The sequence below is a fragment of the Flavobacterium sp. genome (genome assembly GCF_024710485.1).
Taxonomy (GTDB): Bacteria; Bacteroidota; Bacteroidia; order Flavobacteriales; family Flavobacteriaceae; genus Flavobacterium.
In genome coordinates this window covers 1-26,759 of sequence record NZ_JANJUQ010000022.1, presented here as the reverse complement: position 1 = coordinate 26,759, position 26,759 = coordinate 1, and the positions used below count along the sequence as shown (strand labels likewise).

At 37.7% G+C, this 26,759-nt stretch carries 23 protein-coding genes and 2 tRNA genes; 13 read left to right on the top strand and 12 right to left on the bottom strand.

The annotated features are described in order from the left end of the window. The first annotated feature begins 117 nt into the window (after nt 1-117). On the top strand, nt 118-2,070 hold the full coding sequence (locus tag Q0M21_RS05035) for a TonB-dependent siderophore receptor (RefSeq protein WP_295335293.1): 1,953 nt from the start codon (nt 118-120) through the stop codon (nt 2,068-2,070). A gap of 72 nt (nt 2,071-2,142) precedes the next feature. Here the strand turns inward: Q0M21_RS05035 and Q0M21_RS05030 are convergent, their stop codons facing one another. Further along, on the bottom strand, nt 2,143-3,543 hold the full coding sequence (locus Q0M21_RS05030) for a S41 family peptidase (protein WP_295335291.1): 1,401 nt from the start codon (nt 3,541-3,543) through the stop codon (nt 2,143-2,145). Between the two features lie 123 nt (nt 3,544-3,666). On the opposite strand from Q0M21_RS05030, the gene Q0M21_RS05025 reads away from it, so the two are divergent. From Q0M21_RS05025 to Q0M21_RS05010, 4 genes are read left to right on the top strand one after another with little or no spacing between them, the layout of a single operon-like run. Beyond that, nucleotides 3,667-4,176: a sigma-70 family RNA polymerase sigma factor gene (locus Q0M21_RS05025; RefSeq protein ID WP_295335290.1), complete on the top strand. Its 510-nt coding sequence runs from the start codon at nt 3,667-3,669 to the stop codon at nt 4,174-4,176. Then, nucleotides 4,163-4,609 (top strand): hypothetical protein, encoded by a 447-nt coding sequence (locus Q0M21_RS05020; protein WP_295335288.1) that lies wholly within the window; start codon nt 4,163-4,165, stop codon nt 4,607-4,609. Before Q0M21_RS05025 ends, Q0M21_RS05020 begins: the two co-directional genes overlap by 14 nt. A gap of 16 nt (nt 4,610-4,625) precedes the next feature. Then, on the top strand, nt 4,626-5,213 hold the full coding sequence (locus Q0M21_RS05015; protein ID WP_295335286.1) for a DUF4252 domain-containing protein: 588 nt from the start codon (nt 4,626-4,628) through the stop codon (nt 5,211-5,213). A 6-nt stretch (nt 5,214-5,219) separates the two neighbouring features. Next, nucleotides 5,220-5,753, top strand: coding sequence for a DUF4252 domain-containing protein (locus tag Q0M21_RS05010; RefSeq protein ID WP_295335284.1), 534 nt, complete (start codon nt 5,220-5,222; stop codon nt 5,751-5,753). 36 nt (nt 5,754-5,789) lie between these two features. Here the strand turns inward: Q0M21_RS05010 and Q0M21_RS05005 are convergent, their stop codons facing one another. The 6 genes from Q0M21_RS05005 to Q0M21_RS04980 all read right to left on the bottom strand — a co-directional run bounded on the left by Q0M21_RS05005 (nt 5,790) and on the right by Q0M21_RS04980 (nt 9,870). Continuing rightward, complete coding sequence (locus tag Q0M21_RS05005; protein ID WP_295335283.1) at nt 5,790-6,233, bottom strand: sterol desaturase family protein; 444 nt, start codon at nt 6,231-6,233, stop codon at nt 5,790-5,792. Between the two features lie 4 nt (nt 6,234-6,237). Further along, complete coding sequence (locus Q0M21_RS05000) at nt 6,238-7,077, bottom strand: phytoene/squalene synthase family protein (RefSeq protein ID WP_295335281.1); 840 nt, start codon at nt 7,075-7,077, stop codon at nt 6,238-6,240. A 12-nt stretch (nt 7,078-7,089) separates the two neighbouring features. Continuing rightward, on the bottom strand, nt 7,090-8,547 hold the full coding sequence (locus tag Q0M21_RS04995) for an NAD(P)/FAD-dependent oxidoreductase (RefSeq protein WP_295335280.1): 1,458 nt from the start codon (nt 8,545-8,547) through the stop codon (nt 7,090-7,092). A 48-nt stretch (nt 8,548-8,595) separates the two neighbouring features. Then, complete coding sequence (locus tag Q0M21_RS04990; RefSeq protein WP_295335278.1) at nt 8,596-9,492, bottom strand: MerR family transcriptional regulator; 897 nt, start codon at nt 9,490-9,492, stop codon at nt 8,596-8,598. 183 nt (nt 9,493-9,675) lie between these two features. Beyond that, nucleotides 9,676-9,757, bottom strand: a tRNA-OTHER gene (locus Q0M21_RS04985). Between the two features lie 40 nt (nt 9,758-9,797). Next, nucleotides 9,798-9,870: transfer RNA gene (locus tag Q0M21_RS04980), tRNA-Lys, on the bottom strand. A 128-nt stretch (nt 9,871-9,998) separates the two neighbouring features. On the opposite strand from Q0M21_RS04980, the gene Q0M21_RS04975 reads away from it, so the two are divergent. Then, nucleotides 9,999-10,517 (top strand): shikimate kinase, encoded by a 519-nt coding sequence (locus Q0M21_RS04975; RefSeq protein WP_295335276.1) that lies wholly within the window; start codon nt 9,999-10,001, stop codon nt 10,515-10,517. Here Q0M21_RS04975 and Q0M21_RS04970 read toward each other — a convergent pair. Then, nucleotides 10,509-11,003 (bottom strand): phosphoribosyltransferase domain-containing protein, encoded by a 495-nt coding sequence (locus Q0M21_RS04970; protein WP_295335274.1) that lies wholly within the window; start codon nt 11,001-11,003, stop codon nt 10,509-10,511. The genes Q0M21_RS04975 and Q0M21_RS04970 overlap by 9 nt on opposite strands. A gap of 345 nt (nt 11,004-11,348) precedes the next feature. Here Q0M21_RS04970 and Q0M21_RS04965 point away from each other — a divergent pair, with 345 nt between their 5' ends. Next, nucleotides 11,349-17,204, top strand: coding sequence for a fibronectin type III domain-containing protein (locus tag Q0M21_RS04965; protein ID WP_295335273.1), 5,856 nt, complete (start codon nt 11,349-11,351; stop codon nt 17,202-17,204). A 56-nt stretch (nt 17,205-17,260) separates the two neighbouring features. On the opposite strand, the gene Q0M21_RS04960 is transcribed toward Q0M21_RS04965, so the two are convergent. After that, the gene (locus Q0M21_RS04960; protein ID WP_295335271.1) at nt 17,261-17,635 is read right to left on the bottom strand and encodes a S4 domain-containing protein; all 375 of its coding nucleotides are present in this window, start codon (nt 17,633-17,635) and stop codon (nt 17,261-17,263) included. Between the two features lie 79 nt (nt 17,636-17,714). On the opposite strand from Q0M21_RS04960, the gene Q0M21_RS04955 reads away from it, so the two are divergent. Further along, the gene (locus Q0M21_RS04955) at nt 17,715-18,749 is read left to right on the top strand and encodes an FKBP-type peptidylprolyl isomerase (protein ID WP_295335269.1); all 1,035 of its coding nucleotides are present in this window, start codon (nt 17,715-17,717) and stop codon (nt 18,747-18,749) included. Between the two features lie 48 nt (nt 18,750-18,797). On the opposite strand, the gene Q0M21_RS04950 is transcribed toward Q0M21_RS04955, so the two are convergent. From Q0M21_RS04950 to Q0M21_RS04940, 3 genes are all read right to left on the bottom strand, one after another. Further along, complete coding sequence (locus Q0M21_RS04950; RefSeq protein ID WP_295335267.1) at nt 18,798-19,751, bottom strand: transketolase C-terminal domain-containing protein; 954 nt, start codon at nt 19,749-19,751, stop codon at nt 18,798-18,800. A 4-nt stretch (nt 19,752-19,755) separates the two neighbouring features. Beyond that, a complete protein-coding gene (locus Q0M21_RS04945; protein ID WP_295335265.1) occupies nt 19,756-20,601 on the bottom strand; it encodes a transketolase in 846 nt (281 codons plus the stop codon). 108 nt (nt 20,602-20,709) lie between these two features. Next, on the bottom strand, nt 20,710-21,216 hold the full coding sequence (locus tag Q0M21_RS04940) for a GNAT family N-acetyltransferase (protein ID WP_295335264.1): 507 nt from the start codon (nt 21,214-21,216) through the stop codon (nt 20,710-20,712). Between the two features lie 143 nt (nt 21,217-21,359). Between Q0M21_RS04940 and tgt the strand changes: the two genes are divergently transcribed. The 5 genes from tgt to Q0M21_RS04915 all read left to right on the top strand — a co-directional run. After that, nucleotides 21,360-22,490 (top strand): tRNA guanosine(34) transglycosylase Tgt, encoded by a 1,131-nt coding sequence (tgt, locus tag Q0M21_RS04935; RefSeq protein WP_295335263.1) that lies wholly within the window; start codon nt 21,360-21,362, stop codon nt 22,488-22,490. 80 nt (nt 22,491-22,570) lie between these two features. Continuing rightward, the gene (locus Q0M21_RS04930; protein ID WP_295335261.1) at nt 22,571-23,656 is read left to right on the top strand and encodes an LptF/LptG family permease; all 1,086 of its coding nucleotides are present in this window, start codon (nt 22,571-22,573) and stop codon (nt 23,654-23,656) included. Next, on the top strand, nt 23,643-24,521 hold the full coding sequence (locus tag Q0M21_RS04925; protein ID WP_295335259.1) for a DMT family transporter: 879 nt from the start codon (nt 23,643-23,645) through the stop codon (nt 24,519-24,521). Before Q0M21_RS04930 ends, Q0M21_RS04925 begins: the two co-directional genes overlap by 14 nt. A gap of 101 nt (nt 24,522-24,622) precedes the next feature. After that, nucleotides 24,623-25,576 (top strand): acetyl-CoA carboxylase carboxyltransferase subunit alpha, encoded by a 954-nt coding sequence (locus Q0M21_RS04920; protein ID WP_295335257.1) that lies wholly within the window; start codon nt 24,623-24,625, stop codon nt 25,574-25,576. A gap of 139 nt (nt 25,577-25,715) precedes the next feature. Further along, the coding region (locus Q0M21_RS04915; RefSeq protein ID WP_295335255.1) for a replicative DNA helicase at nt 25,716-26,759 on the top strand (1,044 nt) is incomplete at its 3' end.

Here is a 26,759-nt window from a genome sequence, read left to right as displayed (position 1 = left end):
GCTTTTCTCCCAACATTAGTAATTCAGTAAAATTAAAAAATTAGTTTCCTGGCGTTTCTGAGTTTTCAGTCTTGCTGCAAATGATAGTTTAATTTTATTGACAGTGTTTAATTTAAAATGAAAAAAAACAGTAAAATCAGTGCATTCTTCGCATTGGTAGTAACTTGTGCTTGGGCGCAAGAAAAGGATTCCGTAAAAGTGAATTCATTGAAAGAAGTGGTTATCTCCGATACCAAATTTGCACAAAGCAAAGAAAAATCGGGAAAAATCATTGAAGTTATCTCGGCTAAAGATTTAGCGAACAAAACCGGTCAAAGTCTGGCTACTGTTTTGTCGCAAGTTACCGGTGTGGAAATCAACGGTAACCAATCGGCTAACGGTAAAAACCTCGGCTACTATATTCGCGGTGGTAAAAACCGACAAGTATTAATCTTAATTGACGGTATTCCGGTTACTGACGCTTCCGGCATCAGTTTAGAATATGATTTGCGTTTGCTGCCGGTAGAACAGGTGGAAAGCATCGAAGTGATGAAAGGCGCTGCCAGTACCTTATACGGAACAGGCGCGGCAACGGGTGTAATCAACATTACCCTGAAAAAAGGGTCGAAAAAAGAAATCGAAGGAAACGCTTATCTGAATATTGGTTCCAACAATACTTCGAACGATAAAAAATACAACGGTCAGGATTTTAACCAAGGTATTTCGGTAAACGGTAACTACAAAAAAGTGAATTATTTTGCCGGAATCAACAGTACGGAAACCGGAAATATGTCGCAGATAGCGCCTCCTAACGAATCGGTTGCCTATGAAGACGATCGATTTTCCCGTCAGAATGCCATTGCTAAATTCGGCTTCAAAGCGACTGAGAAATTAAGCCTAAACTTTTTCGGAAATTACGACCGATTGAAAAACGGTTACGATTTGACTTTTGACAATACCGGTTTTAACGATACGGCCATCAACACGACTACCTCTGAACAAGTGCGCTTTGGTTTTTCGCCTAAATATCAATACCGAAAAGGCGAGTTTATCCTGAATTCAGGTTTCAACAAAATTGTACGCGATTACAAAGAGTTCAATAGTTTTTCGGGTACAACGGATTATTCGGTTTATGAATCCAGAAATGTCGTGATTGACGGAGTGAACAAGTACAATGTCAACAAAGATTTTGCCGTGATTTTGGGAGTGAATTACCAGTTCAACGATATGTTGAGTAAAACACCTTTCGGGAATATCGAGAACCAATCGACCAAATTTAATATTATCGATGGGTATTCCACTTTGGTGTATCATTTTGATTTCGGGTTGAACCTCAATGCCGGAGCTCGATTGAATAACCACAGTGCTTACGGCAATAATTTTGTGTACAATTTTAATCCGTCCTACAATTTTAAAACGGCTTTTCCTTTGAAGTTAGTAGCCTCTTACAGTACGGCTTACATTACGCCGAGTTTGTACCAATTGTACTCGGAATATGGTAACGCTGCTTTAACTCCGGAGAAAAATGCCACTGCTGAAGTAGGTTTTGAAACGCAATTGATGTCCAATAAGTTAAGATGGGAAACGGTGGCGTTTTACCGTGACCAAAATAATTCCATTGACTTCTTTTACAATCCGGATACTTTTGAATCGTTTTACGTAAATATCAACGGAACAAATAAAGCCAAAGGGATTGAAACGGAAGTGTCTTATGAGTTGACTTCTCAATTAAAATTGAACGCTAACTATACGTTCACACAAGTGGATAAGGCTTTAGATCGATTAATACCGAAACACAAAGCCAATGCAAGTTTGGATTATCAGCCCAACAGCAGAACCTTGTTCAATGTAAACTATCAATATTTTGACGTCCGAAAAGATATGTTTTTCGATGGCAATACTTTTGGAGTAACCGATGTGGTATTAGATTCGTATCAGTTGGTAAATTGCTTAGTCAAATACGAATTAATGAAAGGACGAATGAGTGTTTTTGCCACAGCAACTAATATTTTCAACGAAACTTTTGTAGAAAATATTGGGTATTCCACCCGAGGAAGGAATTTTAAAATAGGGTTGAACTTTGTGTTGTAATCCGAAATTCGGTAAAACATTTTGTTAAAAAAAAAGGCTAACTTTTAAGTTAGCCTTTTTTGATTTTGATTTTTACTTGCGTTCAACATACATTTCAGTTTTCAGCGGAACCATTGTCTTAGCATCGGTAAAGTCCTTTTGGATGTTTCTTGGCATTGACGGTATCGGTCGGCCACTACCGGTAATTTGATTGATGGCAGCATTGAGTAAAGGTTCGTCCGGATTTCCTAAAACACCTAAATTATCCAGACTTTCCGGCAATGGAGTAGTAGGCACTATACCTGAAGTATAATCGCCGAAACCGTTTTTATCCACAATTTTCAATACAATCGGTTGCATCGCATATTTGTGACGCGGATTCACATTCTGTTTGGCAAAAGTAGGCGAATCATACAAAGTTATAGAGCCTACATTTTTACCGGTTGTAGTGGTTCCGATTTGCACCACAGTAATGTACGGTTTCAAACAATTGATAACCAATTCGCTGGCCGAAGCTGTAGCGTTGGAAGTTAGAATGTATACTTTATTTAAATTCAAACTGTTGAGATTGCCTACAAATCGGTTTTCTATACTCGATGGATTATTGCTTTCAAAATAGCTTTGGGCTTTGGCATTCCATTGCTGTTTGGCAAAAAGTTGTCCCGTAAATTGTCCGGTTATCATACTGGCCAATTTGGTGGCTGTACTTACAGAACCACCCGAATTGTAACGTAAATCCAACACCAAATCGGTCACGTTTTGCGATTGAAAAGTACCGAAGACCGAATTCAGTTGGTTGTCATAATTCGAATAAAAAGCATTGTACATCAGATAGCCAATATTATGTGAACCGCTGTTGATGACAGTACTTAACAAAATCGGATTTTCTGCTAAAGCTGTTTTCGTTAGCGTAACCGATTCACCATTTGGGGTGATATTTCCGCCGTCATAATCCGCTAAACTAAGAGTGTAGGTGTTATTGGCCAATAAACTTCGAAAATTATCCACTGTTAACGGAGTATCATTGATGGCATAAAAAATGTCGCCGCGTTGTATGGACTTTGTGGCGGCATCAGAGTTGGGTATGATGTAACGAACCCAACCATAAATATCAGTTGTACTGCCCTGTTTGTAACGCAGCGCGAAATCCATTCCGTTGTTTAGAGTATTGCCCGAAAGCGCACCTTCTAATAACGAATAATCGCTGTAAATAACACTAAAACGGTCGATAGACGTGTCAACTCTCAAGGCGTTGAACAACGTAGTAGGTTCGTCAAAACCTTCCAAAAAATTATTCAGCTGACTTTGATTGGCAAAACGGTCATCAGCCAAATCAGTGACATCGGCTTGCCATAAATAGTATAAATTCATGCCTTTCCACACAAAATCTTTCACTTCCAAACTCGCCGGAACAGGATTATCATCATTATCCGTACAACTGAAGGTGAAGACAAGTAAACTCAGCCATAATGCAGATTTAAATAAGTTTTTCATAGCAGATTTTTTATTTAATCAACGTAAATTTAATAAGTTTAGATTAATTATTTCTATTTTGTATGTAACAAAAAAAATCATGACTCGTCTTGCTTGTATAACCGTTAACCAAATATTGTTTTGATGAACCAAAAAGAGTTTATGCAATTGGTGAATCCTTTTAAGGATAAAGTCTTCCGAATGGCGAAGCGTTTGCTCGTCAGTACGGAAGAAGCCGAAGATGCAACTCAGGAAGTTTTGGTGAAACTATGGCATAAAAATGACAATTTAAACGAGTATAAAAGTATAGAAGCGGTAGCGATGACAATGACCAAAAACTATTGTTTGGATCAGTTAAAGTCGAAACGCGCCGGGAATATGAGAATAGTGCATAACAATTTTACCGATCGGGAAGCCGGTTTGCACAAACAAGTAGAAGATAAAGATACTTGGGATTGGGTGGAGAAAATTATGAACGACCTTCCGGAGCAACAAAAGTTAATTGTGCAAATGCGCGACATTGAAGAAATGGAATTTGAAGAAATCAGTGAAATTTTGGGAATGAACGAGTCGGCCATCAGAACCGCTTTGTCCAGAGCCCGAAAAACCATCAGAGAAACAATGACAAAAACCCATCATTATGGCATTGGATAGAATAGAAAAATTAATAGAAAAATACTTTGAAGCAGAAACAACTTTGGTAGAAGAAAAAGAATTAAAGGCCTATTTTTCTTCCGAAAACGTTGCTCCGCCTTTAGAGCAATATAGGGCTATTTTTGGTTATACTGCTCAGGCAAAACAAGAACAGTTTACTGCTGCGATTCCGCTGAAGGCTAAGAAACACAATTACATCCTTTGGCTATCAGTAGCGGCGTCTGTAGTAGTTTTGCTCGGTGTTGGCTTTTTTACTTTCAATCATTATAACCAACCGGTAACAGAAGATTTCGGTACTTATGATGACCCTGAGGTCGCTTTCAGAGAAACACAAAAAGCGCTGGAAATGATTTCGTTAAGTGTAAATGAAGGCATCGAGAGTATGCACTATTTAAGCGAATACGAACAATCAAAAAACATCATTTTTAAATAAAAACAATCAAGAAATCATGAAATCAACAATTCACAAATACCAAAACCACAATTTTTTAACCATGAGTAAGAAATTTTTTTTAAGTCTATTATTAGTAATAGTGTCCCACACCTCTTTTGGACAAAGTGTCTTCGATAAGTTTGAAGATCAAGAGAAAATCAGAACGGTTATCGTAAATAAAAAAATGTTTTCCCTTTTGAGTAAAATGAAAGTTGAAGACAAAGAAACCCAATTGTACGTTGATTTAATCAAAAAGTTAGAAAGTCTCAAAGTTTTTGCCACTCAAAGCGATACCAAAGCTGCTGAAATGAAAGCTACTGCTGATAAGTATATGAAAACGGCTGCTATGGAAGAGTTGATGCGAGTAAACGACAAAGGGAAAAGCGTAAAAATTTATGTAAAATCTGGAGCTACCGATTCCCAAATCAGAGAGTTATTAATGTTTGTGGACGGTGCCGGTAATGAAGAAACCGTGCTGATGTCGTTAATTGGGAACTTCGATTTAGATGAGCTTTCCGTACTTACTGATAAAATGAAATTACCCGGTGGCGATGATTTAAAGAAAGCGTCAAAAGGAAACAAAGGTCCTAAAGGCAATAAATAGTAAGCCATGAAACTAGCTTTTTTCACCGCAGTTTTAGTCTCTTTATTTTTAATGAGTTGTACGAATGAACCCAGTTTGCAAAAATATTTTGTAGAAAAATCGGAAAACAAAGATTTTGTATTGTTGGATGTTTCACCCGGTATCATTGATGTAGATAAGGCAAAGTTATCCTCTGAACAACAATCGGCCTTGGCTTCATTCGACAAAATGAACATTTTAGTATTCAAATCGAATCAACAAAATGCAGCACAGTACCAAAGTGAAACACAAAAAGTGGGAACCATTTTAAAAGGGAAGGATTACCAAGAATTAATAAAAATTGGTTCAGGAAAAGATGGTGCTTCTGTCAGTTTTGTAGGAGAAGAGGATAATATCGATGAATTTGTGTTTTTTGCTAAAAGTCAAGAAAATGGTTTTGCCGTGGTGCGAATATTAGGCAACGATATGAACCCTAATAATATTATGAATATGATAAGCGTACTGCAAAGTGCCAACATCGACATGGAGCAATTAAAACCCTTGCAAGGATTGTTAAAATAAGCAACCAAAAATCCCGATTCAATCGGGATTTTTTATTTAATTTTTGAAATATTTGAGCGGAACAATCAGCATCCCGAAACACTCTCCGTCTTCTTTACCGATGTGTTTGTGGTGCATTTTGTGAGCTCTTCTTACCGCTCTGGCGTAACGATTATTGGCATTTCGGAACAACTTAAAGCGTTGGTGTATAAAAATGTCATGCACCATAAAATAAGCTAATCCGTAGGCAAAAATGCCCAATCCTATAGCCAATCCGATTTCTAAAATATCATTTTGCCACAATAAAAAGAATCCCACACTAACAACGGCATAAAATATAAAAAAAGCATCATTGCGCTCAAACCAAGAATCGTGGTCTTTTTTGTGATGATCGGCGTGTAAGTTCCATAAAAAGCCGTGCATGATGTACTTGTGACTAAACCAAGCCATAAATTCCATCCCACAAAAAGTAATTAAAAAAACAACTATATGTAGTAACATGATTTTAGATTAAATTTAAACGATAATTCACATAACACTTGGCCAACAAACCAATTTTCTCGTAATCCGGTACTCGGATTCGAGTATTTTTGATTTCCATAGAAGGCGTTTTCTTCAATTTAGAAAGCAACTTTTTGTAGTAAACAAAAGCTGTGTAAACACCGAATTTAGCTTCTAAAGGTAGTTTTAAAATCCCTTCAAAACCTACTTGAAAATCAGTTTCAATTTCCTTGATGATTTCGTTTTTGGATTGTTCGTCCAATCGTGATAAATCGGTGTTCGGGAAATAGGTTCTGCTCAAATCTTCGAAATCAGCTTTCAAGTCACGCAAGAAATTCACTTTTTGGAAAGCCGAACCTAAACGCATTGCAGAATGTTCTAATTCAGCAAATTTTTTATCATCGCCATTAACGAATACTTTTAAACACATCAAGCCAACCACATCGGCAGAGCCATAAATATACTCATGGTATTCGTCATAGGTTTGGTATTCTTTTTTGTGCAAATCCATTTTCATACTTTTCATAAAAGCAGCAATCAATGTATTCGGAATTTGATACTTATGTACTGTGTGTTGAAAAGAATTTAAAATAGGATTCAAGCTGATTTTGTTTTCTAAAGCATCAGCCAAATCTTTTTCAAATCTCTCAAAAAGATGTTCCTTGTTGTAATCGTGAAAAGTATCAACAATTTCATCGGCAAAGCGAACAAATCCGTAAATGTTGTAAATGTCCTGGCGAATGCTTGGCGCCAACATTTTTACAGCAGCAGAAAAAGAAGTGCTGTAAGACTTGGTTACATTCTTGCTGCAATCAAAAGATACAGTGTCAAAGATTGATTTCATAGCATGATATTTTTAGTTTTTTTCAATAAGTTCAGCTACCAATTTCCCCGAAATTAGCGATGGTGGCACTCCGGGACCTGGGACAGTTAATTGACCGGTAAAAAATAGATTTTTAACTTTTTTACTTTTCAATTTAGGTCTTAAAAAAGCGGTTTGCAATAGGGTGTTGGCTAACCCGTAAGCATTCCCTTTGTACGAATTGTAATCTTTGATGAAGTCATTGACACAAAAAGATTCTCTAAAGATAATGTTTTCTTTTACAGTTTGTTGTGTTAATTTTTCAAAGCGCGTAATTATTTTTTCGAAATAAAGATTGCGTAACTCTGCTGTATCCTTCAAGCCTGGTGCCAACGGAATTAAAAATATACCGGCTTCTTTCCCTTCCGGTGCAGCATTGTCATCTGTTTTTGAAGGAAAGCTGGCGTAAAAAAGTGGTTCTTTAGGCCATTGCGGTGTGTCGTAAATGGCGGCTGCGTGTGTATCAAAGTCGACATCAAAGAACAGAGAGTGATGTTCAACGTTTTCAATTTTTTTGTCAAAGCCTACATAAAAAAGAAGAGACGAAGGCGCAAAGGTTTTCTTATCCCAATATTTTTCAGAATAAGCACGGTATTTTGGTTCTAACAACGTTTCACTGTGATGATAATCGGCACCGCTTAAAATCACATCTCCGTTAATAGTTTCACCGTTTACTACTATGGCACTGGCTTTACCGTCATTGACAATAATTTTATCAACATTGGCATTGAGTTGAAATGTTACACCTAATTCTTTAGCCAAGCTTTCCATAGCTACTATCACACTATACATTCCGTTTTTGGGATGCCAAGTACCTAAGCCAAAATCGGCAAAGTTCATAAAACTGTAAAATGACGGTGTGTCTGAAGGTTTAGCTCCTAAAAATAAAACCGGAAATTCTAATATTTGGATGAGTTTGGTATTCTTGAATCGGCGACGGATGTCTTTGGAAATATTTCCGAAAAACTGATTCACTTTTTTGGCAGTCTCCAAAGTCACTAATTCCAGAGGTGAAACACCGGGACGATAGACCAAATCTTTAATTGCAATATCATAATTGCTTTGGGCTTCTTTCATAAATTCGGTCAGTTTCGCACCGCTACCTTTTTCGATGGATTCGAAGACCGTTACGATTTCCGGCAAATTATCCGCTATTGTAACAAAGTCTTTGACGCCAAAGTACACTTGATAAGCAGGATTGAGTTTGATAAGATGGTAGTAATCTGAAGGCTTTTTACCGAAGTCGGCAAAAAATCGTTCAAAAACATCCGGCATCCAATACCATGTTGGACCGATGTCAAAAGTGAAACCCTCTTTTTTGAGCTGACGAGCTCTTCCGCCTATAGTACTGTTTTTTTCATACACTACTACTTCGTTGCCTTGTTGGGCAAGATAACAAGCCGCGGCAAGCGACGAGAATCCGGAACCGATTATTTTGATTTTCTTTCTCATATTGTTTAACAAAAATAGAAAAAAGTTAAACAATAAAAAAATATTTGTCTAGATAAATTCTACTAATTCTTTAATGCTGTTAAAGGTAATGGTTTTTTCCGATAAAAGTCTTGGGTCAACATGTTCTATCATACGACCAATCAACCATAATTGGGAAGAATCGTCCATGATTTCAGTTTGTAGTTCTTTTATATAGGGATTTATTTCGGATTTAGTAGGTTCTACTGTGGAATAACACAAGTAAACAATATTGTCAAAATGTTTCTTCAAATCTTTCAAACTGTCAGTCGGTACACTCTCACCTAAATAGATAGTTTTGTAACCATGGTTTAGAATTTCGTAGTTTAAATACATCAATCCCAATTCGTGAATTTCATTCATAGGCAAGTATAGTACAAAAACCTTATCTGATCTGGTAGGTTCTTGGGACTGAACTACCTCAGTATTGGTGAGTATTTTTTGCTTAATAAGGTAGGTAATAAAATGTTCGTGTGCCGGACTGATGGTATTAGTTTGCCATAACAATCCTATTTCTTGGATTAACGGAATAAAGACCTCATAAAAAACATCTCTGAAAGATTTTTCAACAAGCAGCTTGCTGTACGTGTTAAAAAACAACGCCTGATCAAAATTCATCATAGCTATTTTAAAAGAACTGATGGCGTGATGTTTGGCGCTTTTTTCAGAAATGATTTCATTTACCAACTCCGGGATTCTATCCTCTGAAAGTTTAGAGATTTTTGATATTTTGTAGCCATGATTGTGTAAAAGGGTGATGTTGAGCAGCTTTTGAAGATTCTCTAAATCATACATTCGGATATTAGTTTCTGTTCTCATAGGCTCGAGTACATTATACCTTTTTTCCCATATTCTGATGGTGTGTGCTTTTATACCGGATAAGTTCTCCAAGTCTTTAATGCTAAAAACACTTTTAATATTGTTCATCTTTTATTTGATTTAGTTAAACAAAATTAGTAAAATTAATTTACCAAGCATGTTTTTGGGCTAAAACTTTCAAAAAAAGAGCAATAGATTAGGAATTCAAGGTGTTCCTGCAGTGTTTTAGAAAGAAAATAGTTATTTTGAGGTAAAAAAAACACTCTGAACAGAGTGCTTTTAACGTTTTAGTGACCACGATCAGATTCGAACTGACACGTCTTGCGACACCACCCCCTCAAGAGGGCGAGTCTACCAATTTCTCCACGTGGCCGAAAACAAAAAAAGTCATCCGCTTGGCGAACAACTTTTTGTGACCCGACTGGGGCTCGAACCCAGGACCCCAACATTAAAAGTGTTGTGCTCTACCAACTGAGCTATCGAGTCAATATTCATTTCTTGAATGCGGGTGCAAATATAAGACGTTATTATTTATATTTCAAAGCAATTTTGCTATAAATTTGCCTTTTTTCTGGGATAGTCTGTAAGGGCTTAATTTATAAGGTTTTATTGCGATGGTAAAAATTGTTTTGGTCGGTTATATGGCGGTTGGGAAGTCGACGGTAGGTAAAATTATTGCCGAAAAACTACAAATTGACTTTGTAGATTTAGATGAAAACATCGAAAAAGCAGAAAACTTATCTATTAGTGAAATCTTTACCAAGTATGGTGAAATCTATTTCCGGAAAAAAGAACATCTCGAATTTAAAAAATGGATAGAGGCACCACAATCTGTAGTCATTGCTACCGGTGGCGGTACGCCTTGTTATGCCAATAATCACTTGCTGTTAAAGGCTACGAATGTTGTTTCGTTTTATTTGAAAGCTTCAATACCTGAACTTTACAAACGCTTGTTGATGGATTCGGGAAATCGTCCGTTAGTGTGCAACAAGTCAGAGGAAGAATTACGGGAGTTCATCGCCAAAAATCTTTTTGATCGGAGCTATTTCTATCATCAAGCTCTTAATGTTGTAAGTGTCGACGGAAAAATGCCTGAAGCTGTTGCGGAAGAAATTCTCCGGAAATTACACTAAATACGCATGATCATTATTCGCTTCAAACACTACTTGTACGTGTTCTTTTAAGGAAGTAGAAAGCGAAATACCTTTGAAATCAGCTTTTACAGGGTATTTCTTGTGATTGCGATCGATTAAAACAACGGTTTTGAATTTTTTCACCGGAACATTCAGAAAGTGTTTTACGCCATAAATCAGAGTTGTGCCTGAGTTTAGTACATCATCTACCAAAACAATACACTTATTTTTATAAGCTTCTTCAGTTACTGATGTAGTGATAGGTTTAAAAGGATTGGTCTTGTCGATTTTAACTTCACATAAAGTAATTTGACAATCCGAAATTTCATTTAAAACCTGACCAATTTTTTGCGCTAGTATGAAACCATTAGAGGCAATTCCGGCTAATACAACTTCATCTTCCTCCGCAAAGGTTTCATAAATCTGATAAGCAATTCTTCTGATTTTGTGTTCGATTTCTTGGTGATTGAGAATAATATTTGTCATCTTAATTTTTTTATCAAAGATAATGGCTTCTTTTTACTTTTATAAACCCATTAGTTAAAATGATGTTTAGTATTTAAAAATACTTACCGAAAAGTAATAGATGTTTTTTATGGATGTATGTTATTTATTGCTATATCTACAGTTTAGTGCTTTTTGTCGATTTTTTAATGTCTTTTGACGATTATTTAAAACAATTTTTTTTAATTACCTAACAATTTAAAGTTTTGCTTTAAATTTACCAGTGATTATCTATTGGGCTGGTTTTTACTGATTTATGATAATTATTTTTTGTTTTGATTTTAAATTTCGTTATTGCTTCACGTTGAATTATACCTATTGATTTGTATGTTTTTTAGAAAAGGATTTGGTTTTAAGTATAAAAAAAGATGGATTGATTTGGTTGGTGTCATAGTGTTGTTTTGCTTTTATCAAACAACCAAAGCGCAAGTTGCCACTTATTCATTTAGTGAATCAAATGCTGTATACAATGCTTTAACTAGTCCTTCGGTTGCCTACACAGCACCTTGGGATGATCATACTCCGGGATCAGCTTTTCAGGCCACTTTGGGGTTTGATTTTGTTTATGATGGCATAACACAAACCCAATGCTTCATCAGTCCTAATGGTTATATATCATTTGGAGTTCAACCAACCGCTAATAATTATCTTCCTTTAAGTGTTGCAACAGTTTTTACTAATGGAGGAACGATTAGTGCTTTAGGTCTTGATTTGATTGCTACAACGGACAATATTGCTTATCAAACTATCGGTTCTGCCCCAAACAGAACTTTCGTTGTTCAATGGAGTAATGTCAGAAGGAAGTCTAAAACAGGGAACTTCAATTTTCAGATTAGATTGAATGAAACTAGTAACACAATCGAATTCTCTTATGGAGTATGTGCTCCTGATGATGTTACGGTTCTAAATGCACAAGTTGGGATTAGGGGAGCATCAAATAATTTTACCCAAAGAGATGTTCAAAACCGATTGCAAACCGGTGTGAATACCAATGCTTCGTGGTTTGGAAAGACAGTAAACGGTACAGCTAATTCCAGCACTGTTAGGACTAGTATTACCGAATATCCCAATAGTGGTTTAAAGTATACCTACACACCGCCCTTACCTTGCACAACACCTACTGCCGGACCAACTTCTTTGGTTGTTGGAAATACCGGTGTGACATCAACTTCTTTTACAGGCAATAGTTTTACCGCTGCCAGTCCGGCACCTACTAATTATTTAATTTTGAGAAGTACTGTCAATACTCCTCCGACTGTTTCTGATGTGCCGAATAGAACTTATTGGGCTGTATCAAATGTAATATCTGGCATTTACACGGTTTTGAGTGTTACTAATGCCACTACTTTTACACAAACAGCTTTGACGCCAAACACAACCTATTACTACTGGGTTATTCCTTACAATGCCGGGTGTTTAGGAGGGCCATATTATAACTTAGGAGCTATGATTACAGCTTCTAAAACAACTTGTATTGCAGCACCGACAGGTTTAACAGCCTCTACTGTAGAAGGTAATTCTTTTACCGCGTCATGGACAGCAGTTGCTGGAGCAACAGACTACCTTATCGATGTATCTACCAACAGTACATTTACAGCATTATTACCTTCTTTTAGCGGAGCATCCTCATCAGGATCAACCAATTTAGTGATTTCTGGTTTACTTCCTTTAACTACATATTATTTCAGAGTTAGAGCTGTTGGTTTAACTTGTAATGTTAATAGTGCAACAGCCACTTGTACCACTGTTTGCGGGGCATACAACATACCTTATTTTCAGAATTTTGATTCTACTGCCTTAAATTCATTGCCAAGTTGTTTTACGGTAGCGGACAACAATTCGGATTTAAACACATGGAGTACACAAAATGTACAACCTTCATCCAATCCGAATGCTTTACATTTGGATACAAGTTCCAGTGCCGATTCTGATGATTGGTTTTTTTCTCCGGGATTAAATCTAACTGCCGGTGTTACTTATCGTTTAAAGTTTAAATACAACACTCAAAGTACAGGAATATATTCTGAGAATTTGAGAGTTCGTTTGGGGACTGGCGCGAGTGAAAGTGGCATGAACAATACCATATTGGATTTGTTAAATTTTCAGAATACCGTATACCAAACAGCTACAGTAGATTTTACTCCGGTAGCCGATAATATTTACTATATTGGATTTCAAGGGTACAGTTTTGCTAATCAGAGTAAAATATTGATTGATGATATCAGTATCATTGTGTCTCCAACTTGTTATGAACCAACTGATTTGTCTGTGCTAACGGTTACCAGTAATTCAGCGGTTATTACTTGGTCTGCCTCAGTTCCGGAACCATCAGAAGGTTATGAAATTTATGTTAGTACATCAAATACAACCCCTGGTTTTTCTACTATTCCAAGTTCAGTAGTTGGATTTGGTACTACTACAGCTACAGTTTCCGGATTGGCTCCGGCTACTTTATACTATGTTTGGGTACGAGGAAATTGCGGTACTACCGATAAGAGTATTTGGAGTACTATTCAAACTTTTAGTACTGATTGTGCTGCTGCGCTTCCTTTGAGTGTTACATCCGGAACATTGTGCGGAGGTGGTTCTACCAGTTTACAGGCTATTGGAGCTCCCGGATCAACTATTGAATGGTATTCTGACTCATCTGGAACAACTTTATTATCTACAGGGACTACTTTTGTTACTCCAACGTTATCAACCACTACGGTCTTTTATGCACAATCTAAGGCTCCGGGTGGACTGGTAAGTTTAGGACCTATTTCACCATCCATTCAAGGAGGATCATTAGGGACACAAGCGGTACAAACATTGATAGGATTTTCAGTAACAGCTGCCACAACGCTACAATCTTTTGATATCTATCCGATGACTGCAGGTCAGAATGGAACAATTGAAATTAGAAACGCAGTAAATGTTATAGTTGCATCTTACAATTATACCACCAATGTCGCCGGAGGAAACACTCCACAAACTATTTCGCTGGGTTTAGATTTGGCTGTAGGGAATTACTTTCTGTATTTTGAAACATTGCCTGCTTCCGGCTTGATTGGAAACATTGATAATGCTTCATACCCTTATACATCATCAATAGCAAATATTACCGGGAATGACTATGATAATACTTTCTTCTTTTACGCATACAATTGGAAGTTGTCGAATATTTGTCGATCTTTATTAACACCTGTTACTGCAACCGTTACTGCACCACCGCCAATATCTTTCAGTGCTACTTCTTCAACTATCTGTAAGGGAGAATCTGTTGGGCTCGTAACTCTGACAGGGTTTGAATCTTATGATACATTTGTTTGGAATACTACTGTTGGTTTAACAGGAAATGTTAATTCCGGTTTTACTTTTAGTCCATTAGTTACTACAAATTATATCTTAACAGCATCTCAATCTTCAGGAGGTTTGTGTTCAACTGTAATTTCTTATGCGGTAACAGTTAATCCTGATCCTCCGGCAATTGCAATTGTTCCTGCCTCTACAACTCTGTGTGAAGGAGCCATACAAACTTTAAATGCCAGTTTAGATTTGTCTACACCGGTAGTTATTTTTAGCGAAAACTTCAATGCGCCTACTAATAATTGGACTAAAATTAATGCATCAGTTGGTGGAATTGTAGCTAATGCAGCTTGGACTTTAAGACCAAGTCCATATGCTTATTCAAGTTCCTATTGGAATATCACAATGAATAGTAACGACGTTTCTCAATTTTATTTGACAAATTCTGACGCACAGGGAAGTCCGGGAACCAACAGAACTCTTACCTATTTAGAATCTCCCTCTATTAATTTATCCGGTTATACCAGCGCAACGTTGAGCTTTTTTCATTTTTTAAGATATATACCCGGAAATAAGGCAAGAGTTGAAGTGTCAACTGATGGAGGCGTGAGTTGGATTATTGTTGGCAATTATCTTTCTAATCAGGGGTCACCCTCAAGTTTTAGTAATGCCAATATCAATATGAATGCTTATGTAGGACTTGCCAATGTTAAGATAAGATTTTTGTATGATGCTACTTGGGACTTTGGATGGGCGATTGACAATGTTAGCATTACCGGAAATTTAGCAGTAGAAGTAACTTGGAATCCACCAACGGCACTTTATTTTGATGCAGCGGCATCAATACCTTACATTGCCGGTACACCAACAGGTACTGTTTACACGAAGCCTAACGTGTCAACAATTTATACAGGAAGTGTAGTTGGATCCAATGGTTGTTCAGCAAGTTCAACTACTAATATCACAGTTACTCCAACGCCTAACGCTGGAGTACTTTCCAGTGATCAATTAATTTGTGCCACATGGCAGGCCTCAGATTTAACTTTGACAGGCTTTTCTGGGGGAAGTATTGTGCGTTGGGAATATGCAAGCGATTCTGCTTTTACCACAGGTTTAACGTCAATTGCTAATACAACTGCTGTACTAACGTCTAGTAGTATTGGAACATTTTCCGGAACACGTTATTACCGTGCAGTTATGCAAAATGGATCTTGTCCTGTTGTTTATTCCAACTTTGTATCAATAGCATACCCCACAACGCGTTGGGATGGCGTATCTTGGAGTAATGGGTTGCCTAATTTTAATACTAAAGTTGTGTTCGATTGTGGAGATTCTAATTTTTCTTCAACTGGTGATTTAGAAGCTTGTTCAGTTGAGGTGTTATCCGGGGATATTGTAATTAATTCCGGTCACACTTTGAACGTTCAAAACGATGTTAAAATAGTAGGAGGTAGCCTAATCTTTGAAAATAATTCTAGTTTAGTTCAAGTAAACTCTCTCAATAATTTAGGACTGCCTTTCTCGAACACCGGCAATATAACCTACAAAAGAATAAGCACTCCAATAAAAAGATTTGATTATGTTTATTGGTCAACTCCTGTTGCTCCGCAAACCTTAATATCATTCTCGCCTTCAAGCTCAATGTTTTTCTATTACAATCCTTTGATAAACAATTGGGCTTATGCAACAACTAATGTTCCAATGATACCCGGTAAAGGGTATTTAGTCAGAGCTCCGGATGTTTCCCCTTTTAATGTTACAACAGCAAATAATTTTAACGGATCATTTATAGGAGTGCCCAATACCGGAGATATCACTTTGTCGGTTATAGGTAATGCAAATCAATTTAATCTGATTGGAAATCCTTACCCTAGTGCATTGAGTGCAGATGCATTTTTGTCTGACCCTGCAAATATTCCGTTAATTGATGCAACCATATATTTATGGACACATAATACTCCAATAACTAACAATGTTTATAATGCGGGAGATTATGCAATGTATAACTACTCTGGTGGGGTAGGCACGGGTTCTTCAGCTGCTAATCCGGGTTTAAATACCAGTGTGCCTAATGGTAAGATTGCCTCCGGACAAGGATTTTTTGTGAAAGGATTGTCTTCAGGAACAATTTTATTCAAGAACAGTATGAGAATTACAGGTAATAACGACCAATTTTTCAGGATGAGTAATCAAACAACTCAAAACGCTGTTGGTTTGGAGCGACACCGTTTTTGGTTAGATGTTTACAATAATCAAGGAGCTTTTAAACAAACGTTAGTTGCATATATAGAAAATGCAACCAATACCGGAATGGACAGAGGTTTTGATGGTGAAATGGTTGATGTAGGTAATGTTGTTGCATTATACGTTCCTCATGAAGGTAAAAAGCTGTCAATTCAAGGAAAAGCTTTGCCATTTCTCCCAACAGATGTAATTCCATTAGGATTTAAATCTACAATTTCCGGAGTATACAAAATTAGGATATCAAGTTTTGACGGTTTATTTAACAATCAAAATATTTATTTAGAGGATACTCAATTCAATATTATCCATGATTTAAAAGCCGGAGACTATGAATTTACTACTCCTTCGGGAACTTTTGATGACCGATTTAAGATTAGATTTGAGTCGCAATTGTTGGGAGTTTTAAACCCCGATTTCACAGCTAATCAGGTAGTGGTCTATAAAAATTCTGAACAAAATTTTGTAGTTAATACCGGTAAGATTATTATGAAATCGGTAAAAGTATTTGATATAAGAGGACGTTTGTTATTCGATTTACAATCAATAGATTCCAATCAAACGGTTGTTAACGGCGGATTGAGTAACGAGGTTCTTTTGATTCAGATAGAGTCTGATAGCGGACAAATAATCACCAAAAAAGTAGTTAGATAGTCAATTTTTCAGCGCTGTATCGGATTGTTGACTAAATCGTTAGTTACCAATTTTGATTAATAATCATTGTCCAAGTCAAAGTTGTCAAGATCCCTGCGATCTCTTTTCGTAGGCCTTCCGACTCCAGTTTTTCTGTAGTGTTCTTTGGATAGTTTAAGCATCTCCAAGTGAGCAAAAGCTTCAGGCGGTGTTTCATCTTTTCTGTAGATGTCAACCAATTTAGCGCCAACGCGATTCAAAGGAATATCCAAAACGGTAATAACGTAGGTAATTTGATCTTTTCTGAAAGTAATTTTGTCCATAGGAAAAACTTCTCGAGAAGGCTTAGCCACTTGACCGTTGACGGTGATTTGATTTTTTCGACAAGCTTCAGTAACCATGTTTCGGGTTTTGTAATAACGCACACACCAAAGATATTTGTCTACTCTCATTTTTTTTACAAAATCAACGTTAAATAGTTCACAAAAATAAATCAATATTGTATCTTGCGAGCTCAAAAATAGAATAAAAATGAATAATTTTTCTAAGGTAGCTTTGTTTTTTGTTACAGTAATTTTTGCTGCTTCATGTTCTAAAAGTGATAGTAATACAGTTGCTCCAAAACGTGACTATGCAGAACAGTTTGCTACTGATTTAGCCAATATTGAAGAGTTTTTGCAAACGCATTACATGGAGGTAACCAACAGTCCGGGTAATACAGAAGACCAAGATGTGTCTTTTTATGAAATACCGGAAGGCGGAACACAAACTTCTGTTTGGAATCAAACGGATTATCCGTTACAAGCTCATTATGTATCCCAAGACGATATCACTTATAAAATTTACTATATTCAATTGCGCCAAGGATCCGGGACAACCAGTAATTCACCTTGTAATGTAGATCGCGTTTTAACTTCCTACAGAGGTAGCTACATTTACACCAAGAAAGAAACCATCAATGAGCAGGAGATAGAAAAAATTTCTTTGAAGGAATTTGAAGAAACTATAACACCTGAAAATTATTTAACACTATCTACTTTAATTAAAGGTTGGTCGGAAATATTTCCAAAGTTCAAAACCGGAACTTACAGCGCTAATCCTGATGGTACTTTGTCTTATGCTAACTTTGGAGCCGGTATTATGTTTATTCCTTCCGGATTAGGTTATTACAACAATTCTTCCGGAACGATTCCTTCTTACTCTCCATTGATTTTTAGTTTTAAACTATACGAAATCCAAAGGGTAGATAATGATAATGATGGTATACCTTCTTACTTAGAAGACCTTAACTCAGTGATTGTTAATGCAGATGGTTCTACAACAGTAATCAATGGTGTGCCTGATGGTTATGTTAGAGTGTTGGGACAGGGTGTAAGTAATCCTGATGATACTGATGGTGACGGCTCGCCGGACTTCTTGGACATCGACGATGATGGTGATTACTTCACTACCTCCAGTGAAATTAAAAATCCACTAACCAATGCCCCTTATCCGTTTGCTGATATTCCGCTCTGTAGCGATGGCAAGAAAAGACACCTTTCCAATCTATGTAATCATAATCAATAAAAAAAAGCCGCTAATTTTAGCGGCTTTTCTTTTTATATTATAGAGCAATTATTTTCTTTTGATCACTCGCTCTGCAGCTTCTGTTATGGCTTGGTGATTTAATTTGTATTTTTCCATTAATTGTTCCGGTGTACCACTTTCGCCAAAGCTGTCATTAACCGCAACAAATTCTTGAGGTGCCGGAGTATTCAAAGCCAACACTCTGGCAACGCTTTCGCCTAATCCACCTAAAATATTGTGCTCTTCAGCGGTAACTACGCAACCGGTTTTAGCTACCGATTTCAAAATGGCTTCGTCATCTAAAGGTTTAATAGTATGAATATTGATAACTTCTGCAGAAATTCCTTTAGCTTCTAACGCTTCAGCAGCAATTAAAGCTTCCCAAACCAAATGTCCGGTAGCAATGATAGTTACATCAGTACCTTCATTGAGCATGATGGCTTTTCCAATGATGAACGGTTCATCGGCCGGTGTGAAATTTGGCACTACAGGGCGTCCGAAACGCAAATATGCAGGGCCATGATGTTCCGCTAAAGCAATAGTAGCCGCTTTAGTTTGGTTGTAATCGCAAGTATTGATAACCGTCATTCCCGGTAACATTTTCATCAATCCGATGTCTTCCAGAATTTGATGCGTAGCACCGTCTTCTCCTAAAGTTAATCCGGCGTGTGAGGCACAAATCTTTACGTTCTTATCAGAGTAAGCCACTGATTGGCGAATTTGATCGTAAACTCTTCCGGTAGAGAAATTGGCAAAAGTTCCCGTAAACGGAATTTTACCGCCTATGGTTAATCCGGCTGCTATACCAATCATATTCGCTTCGGCAATCCCTACTTGGAAAAAACGCTCGGGGTGATTCTTTTTGAAATCGTCAAATTTCAACGATCCAATCAAATCGGCACAAAGCGCCACAACGTTTTCGTTTTTTTGTCCCAATTCGGTCATTCCTGCCCCAAATCCGGAACGGGTATCTTTACTTCCTGTGTTTGTATATTTTTTCATAATTTTAGTAGTCGCCTAAGGTTTCTTTATTTTGTGCCAATCCATTAGCCAGTTGCTCGTCGTTAGGAGCTTTTCCGTGCCAAGCATGTGTGTGCATCATAAAATCAACGCCATTCCCCATAACGGTGTGCATCAGCACACAAACCGGTTTTCCTTTTCCGGTTCTGCTTTTCGCTTCAGCTAAACCGGCCTTGATTGCCTCGATGTTATTGCCTTCTGTAATCTCTAAAACGTCCCAATCAAAAGCTTCAAACTTGGCTTTTAAATTACCCAAACTCAAAACATCATCCGTAGAACCGTCAATTTGTTGGCCGTTGTAATCAATCGTAGCGATTAAATTGTCCACTTTTTTAGCAGAAGCGTACATGATGGCTTCCCAATTCTGACCTTCCTGTAGTTCACCGTCACCGTGAAGTGAGTAAACCAAGTGATTGTCACCGTTTAATTTTTTGGCTTGTGCAGCACCAATCGCCACGGATAAACCTTGTCCCAAAGAACCCGAAGCCATGCGAACGCCTGGTAAGCCTTCGTGAGTAGTGGGATGGCCTTGTAAACGAGAGTTTAGTTTGCGGAAAGTAGCCAACTCCGATACCGGAAAATAACCGCTACGCGCCAAAACGCTGTAAAAAACAGGTGAAATATGCCCGTTTGAAAGGAAAAATAAATCTTCTCCGATACCGTTCATATCAAATCCTGCTTTGCGTTGCATTTGGTGTTGGTACAATACGGTGAAAAATTCCGCACAACCCAAAGATCCTCCGGGATGTCCCGAATTTACGGCATGAACCATACGAAGAATGTCTCTTCTGACCTGGGTTGTAAAATCTTGTAAATGTTGTGTGTTTGACATTATATATAGGATGTATAATTATGCCTCAAAAGTACTTCTAATTTTATAGGAAGGCAAATGATTTTAAAACAAGTTATCAAAGGATTGTCAATAAGCTTTTAGCTAAATCTAACTGTTAGGCTTTTTAAGCTCAAATTCTACATAGTTATTTTCCAGGTGGGCTGTGGCAACAAAACCCAAACGTTTCAGGAGTTGAATAGCTTTAGTATTGTCTTTTTTGGTAAGTGATATTATACGATTGAGTTTCATTTGTTCCCATCCGAATCTGATGGCCAATTGCATGGCGGATGTCATCAGTCCTTTGCCTCTGAATTCCTCAAGTAAAATACAACCTAATTCTCCGGTACCATTTTCAAATCCGCGGTAATAGCCACAGGAACCTGCAATTTGTCCACTGGTAGTTTCGATTATTCCCCAGTTGATAGCGTTGCCTTCTGTATAGTCTTTTTGGATTTTAGCCAGCATCAGTAGCACATCTTCAGTAGTAGTTGCTTTTTTACCATAGTAGTAAGAAATGTCAATGATGGCTTCCGCTTCCGTAGTTAAAATGTCTCTCAACAAAACAAGCTCATTGTGAATCTCCGGAAAAGAATCGTAGGGTGGCAACTGTGTCATTTGTTTTTCGTTTTTTTGTTGTCTAAAGTAACAATAAGATTTTTACTATCGCCATAAAGGTTAGGAATACCTGTTAAATAAAATCCTAAATCCTAAATCCTAAATCCTAAATCTTTTATCTTTGCCGACTGTAAAAGCGTTTTATGAAATTTGATTTATTAGCCAAAGATCCTAATTCAAGTGCCCGTGCCGGTAGTATTACCACTGATCACGGTGTAATTGAAACCCCTATATTTATGCCTGTTGGTACTGTTGCGTCTGTGAAAGGTGTACACCAACGCGAATTGAAAGAAGAAATCAATCCCGATATCATTCTCGGAAATACTTACCACTTATACCTTCGTCCGCAAACCGATATTTTGGAAAAAGCAGGTGGATTGCATAAGTTTATGAATTGGGACCGAAATATTTTAACCGATAGCGGCGGCTACCAAGTGTACTCGCTTTCGGCTAATCGAAAAATTAAAGAAGAAGGCGTAAAGTTTAAGTCGCATATCGACGGTTCTTACCACGTATTTACGCCCGAAAATGTGATGGAAATCCAACGCACTATTGGTGCCGATATCATCATGGCTTTTGACGAATGTACGCCTTATCCTTGTGATTATCGCTATGCCCAACGCTCTATGCACATGACGCACCGTTGGTTGGATCGCTGTATCAAACACTTGGAGAAAGTGCCAACCAAATACGGCTACGACCAAACTTTTTTTCCCATTGTTCAAGGTAGTACCTACAAAGATTTACGCCAACAATCAGCCGAATACATCGCCAATGCCGGTGCCGAAGGAAATGCTATCGGTGGCTTATCGGTAGGAGAGCCGGCCGAAGAAATGTACGCCATGACTGAAGTAGTTACTGCCATTTTACCGCAAGACAAACCAAGGTATTTGATGGGTGTCGGAACGCCGATTAATATCTTGGAAAATATCGCTTTAGGCATTGATATGTTCGATTGTGTGATGCCAACCCGTAATGCCAGAAACGGTATGTTGTTCACCGCTAATGGTACCATCAATATCAAAAATAAAAAATGGGAAGCCGATTTCTCTCCGATTGATGAAATGGGACATACTTTTGTGGATACAGAATACACCAAAGCGTATTTACGACATTTATTTGCCGCAAATGAGTTTTTAGGCAAACAAATCGCTACTATACACAACCTCGGATTTTACATGTGGTTGGTACGAGAAGCCAGAAAACACATCATAGCCGGTGATTTCAGAACTTGGAAAGATATGATGGTGAAACAAATGAGTCAAAGGTTATAAAGGTGTAGGTTCCAAGTTGTAAGTTCTAGGTTTTAAAGAACAGCAACTTGAGACATACAGCTCACAACATACAACAAAAGATGCTGAAAATAATAGACAAATACATCTTAAAACGATATCTCGCCACATTCTCTGTAATGCTGCTGATGTTCATACCTATCGGTATAGTGATTGATGTTTCGGAGAAAGTCAACCGTATGATTGAAAACAAGGTGCCATTCAAAGAAATTGCACTTTACTACATGGACTTTACCATCTATTTTGCCAATTTATTGTTCCCGATTTTCTTGTTCCTATCAGTCATATGGTTTACATCCAAGCTGGCCAATAATACTGAAATTATTGCCATTTTAAGCTCCGGCATCTCCTTTACTCGTTTTATGCGACCATATATCATCGGGGCAACTATTGTTTCTATTTTCGCTTTGATAATGAGCGTGTATTTGGTGCCGAGTGCCAGCGCCGGATTTAAAAGTTTCCGATACCGATACCTGGTTGGTAATGGTCAAAATGAGGTAAGAGACAACTCCGATGTATTCCGTCAAATTAGTAAAGACGAATACATTTTTGTGAGCAATTTTCAAGAGGTTTCCAAAATGGCATTTAATTTTTCCATGGAGAAATTTGAAGGCGATCAGTTAAAATACAAACTAATTGCCAGCAGAATCAAGTGGAACGAAAAAGAAAAGAATTATACGCTATACAATTACACCAAACGCAAAGTTGGTGCCATGGGCGACATCATAGAGTCCGGTGAAAAAAAAGATACGATTTTCAATTTTGATTTAGAAGATTTAACACCGGTAGTGTACATAGCTGAAACATTGCCTTTAAACGAATTGCACAAGTTTATTGATAAAGAAAAAGCACGTGGTTCCTCCAATATCAATACGTATTTGGTGGTACTTTACAAAAAGTACAGTATTCCGGTATCAGCTTTCATCTTAACCATCATAGCGGTAGCTGTCTCAGCCATGAAACGCCGCGGCGGAATGGGGGCGAACTTGGCTATCGGAATTGTTTTAGCCTTTGCGTTTGTCTTTTTAGATAAAGTTTTCGGAGTTTTAGCTGAGAAATCCACAGCGCCGCCTATGTTAGCCGTTTGGACACCCAATATTGTCTTCGGAATTTTAGCCCTTTACCTATTACGCAATGCCAAACGATAACCTGAAAAGTTATTTGCATCTCCATTTAATTGTTTTCATTTGGGGATTTACAGCCATCTTGGGTGCGCTGATAACGCTGGATGCTTTGCCTTTGGTTTGGTTCAGAATGCTATTTGCTGTAGGCTTTATTGCCATTTACATCTATTACAAAAAATTACCGTTGCGGGTGCCGACCAAAATCTTGCTACAGTTTTTGTTCTCCGGTTTCATCATCGCCCTGCATTGGTTTACTTTCTTCCATGCAATAAAAATCTCTAACGTCTCTATTACCTTAGCTTGCTTGTCAACGGGAGCATTATTCGCTGCTATTTTAGAGCCTATTTTGTACGGTAAAAAAATAGTACCTTACGAGTTGTTCTTTGGATTATTGGTAGTGGTCGGATTGTATATTATCTTCAATGTTGAAGGTAATTATTTCCTCGGGATTGTAACGGCTTTGACTTCAGCCTTTTTATCTGCTTTGTTTGCCGTTATCAACAGTCGCTTGGTAAAATCATACGATGCAACGGTAATCTCCTTCTATGAACTCAGTGGTGGTGTAGTCTTTTTTTCGTTTTTATTACTGTTCTTCGGTAGTTTTTCAGTTGAGTTTTTCCAGCTATCTATGAAAAATCTAGTATATCTGTTGATATTGAGTTCGGTTTGTACGGCTTATGCCTTTATCGCCTCAACGGCCGTAATGAAGTTTTTGAGTCCGTATACCGTTATGTTAACCATCAATCTGGAACCGATTTACGGCATCATTTTAGCCGTTCTGATTTTTGAAGAGAAAGAAAAAATGAGCTTTGGTTTCTACGTAGGTGCAGTCATTATTTTACTGACAGTGCTCTTAAATGCCATCATCAAAAGCAGAAAAAAACAGTGAATTTAGCGCATAACTATGTTTAAAACTAATCTGCCGGAATTGCTTTTTATCACAATTTAAAATTTTATATTTGCTATTCGTTAAAACAAAACTAACATACTATGGAATATTTAGATTTTGAACTTCCTATCAAGGAATTAGAAGATCAACTAGATAAATGCCAGTTAATCGGTCAGGAGTCTGATGTAGACGTGACCAACACTTGCAAACAAATAGAGAAAAAATTAGAGGAAACTAAAAGAAAAATCTATAAAAACCTAACCGCTTGGCAACGCGTTCAGTTGTCTCGTCATCCTAACAGGCCATACACTTTAGAACACATTACCAACTTAACCAAAGGTACTTTTTTGGAATTATTTGGCGATAGAAATTTCAAGGATGACAAAGCCATGGTAGGCGGATTGGGTAAAATCGACGGTCAATCGTTCATGTTAATCGGTCAACAAAAAGGAATTAATACCAAAATGCGTCAATTGCGCAACTTTGGTATGGCTAGTCCGGAAGGTTACCGCAAAGCACTTCGCTTAATGAAAATGGCTGAAAAGTTCAATATTCCTGTAGTAACTTTAATTGATACTCCGGGTGCTTATCCGGGCTTAGAAGCGGAAGAACGCGGACAAGGTGAAGCCATTGCTCGTAATATTTTAGAAATGATTCGCTTAAAAGTACCTATCATTTGTGTAATCATCGGTGAAGGTGCTTCCGGTGGTGCATTAGGAATTGGAGTAGGTGACAGAGTATTAATGATGGAGAACACTTGGTACTCCGTAATTTCTCCTGAATCTTGTTCGTCTATCTTATGGAAAAGTTGGGAGTACAAAGAGAGAGCAGCCGAAGCATTAAAACTAACCTCTACAGATATGAAAAAAATGAAGTTAGTAGACGATGTGATTCCGGAACCGCTTGGCGGCGCTCATTACGACAAGGAAACTACTTTTAAAACCGTAGAGCAATACATCATGAAAGCCTTTAATGAATTGAAAGATTTATCAACAGACGAATTAGTGTCGCAGAGGATGGATAAATACAGCAAAATGGGCGAGTTCAAGGAGTAATTCTTACAAAATTTAACTCAAATCCGAAGCCCAATGGTTTCGGATTTTTTTTGGGTTATCAACAAAAAAACAAACTTATAAACATCGTTTTTGAATAACTCAATCTCATAAATTTGACCAAATTGGTTACTTTCGTTTCATGGAAAATCTTAGAAATATTAACCCGATTAAAGTAGATAAAACTACCATCATCAATTTAGAAAAAGGAAAACTCCCACCGCAAGCGCTCGATTTAGAAGAAGCGGTTTTGGGCGCTATGATGATCGATAAAAAAGGGGTGGATGAGGTCATCGATATCCTTCAGCCCGATGCCTTTTACAAAGACGCTCACAAACACATTTTCGAAGCAATTTTTCAGTTATTCACCGATTCGCAACCTATCGACTTGTTAACAGTTTCCGCTCAGCTCAAAAAGAACGGCAAATTGGAATTGGCGGGAGGCGATTTCTATCTGATTCAGCTTACCCAAAAAATATCTTCGTCGGCGCATATTGAGTTCCATTCTAGAATTATTTTACAAAAATATATCCAAAGAAGTTTGATCAAAATTTCTTCGGAAATTATAGAGGAATCCTACGACGAATCCACCGACGTATTCGATTTGCTTGATAAAGCCGAATCCAAGCTCTACGAAGTAACGCAAGGCAACATCAAGCGAAGCTCGGAAACAGCACAAAGTTTGGTCATCCAAGCCAAAAAAAGAATTGAAGAAATAGCCAACAAAGAAGGACTGAGCGGTATTCCAACCGGTTTTGAAAAGTTGGATCAAGTAACCTCAGGTTGGCAACCATCCGATTTGATTATTATTGCCGCACGTCCGGGTATGGGTAAAACGGCCTTCGTATTGTCGATGGCCAGAAATATGGCCATTGATTTTGGTGCACCGGTAGCATTGTTCTCTTTGGAGATGTCCTCCGTACAGTTAATCACCCGTTTGATTTCCTCTGAAACCGGTTTGTCTTCCGAAAAATTGCGTACCGGAAAATTGGAAAAACACGAGTGGGAACAATTGTCCACTAAAGTAAAAGACTTAGAAAAAGCTCCTTTATACATCGATGACACGCCGTCACTTTCCATCTTCGATTTAAGAGCGAAAGCCCGACGTTTGTCTTCCCAACACGGGATCAAAATGATTATTGTCGATTACCTTCAGTTGATGACAGCCGGTGGTAACGGTAAAGGA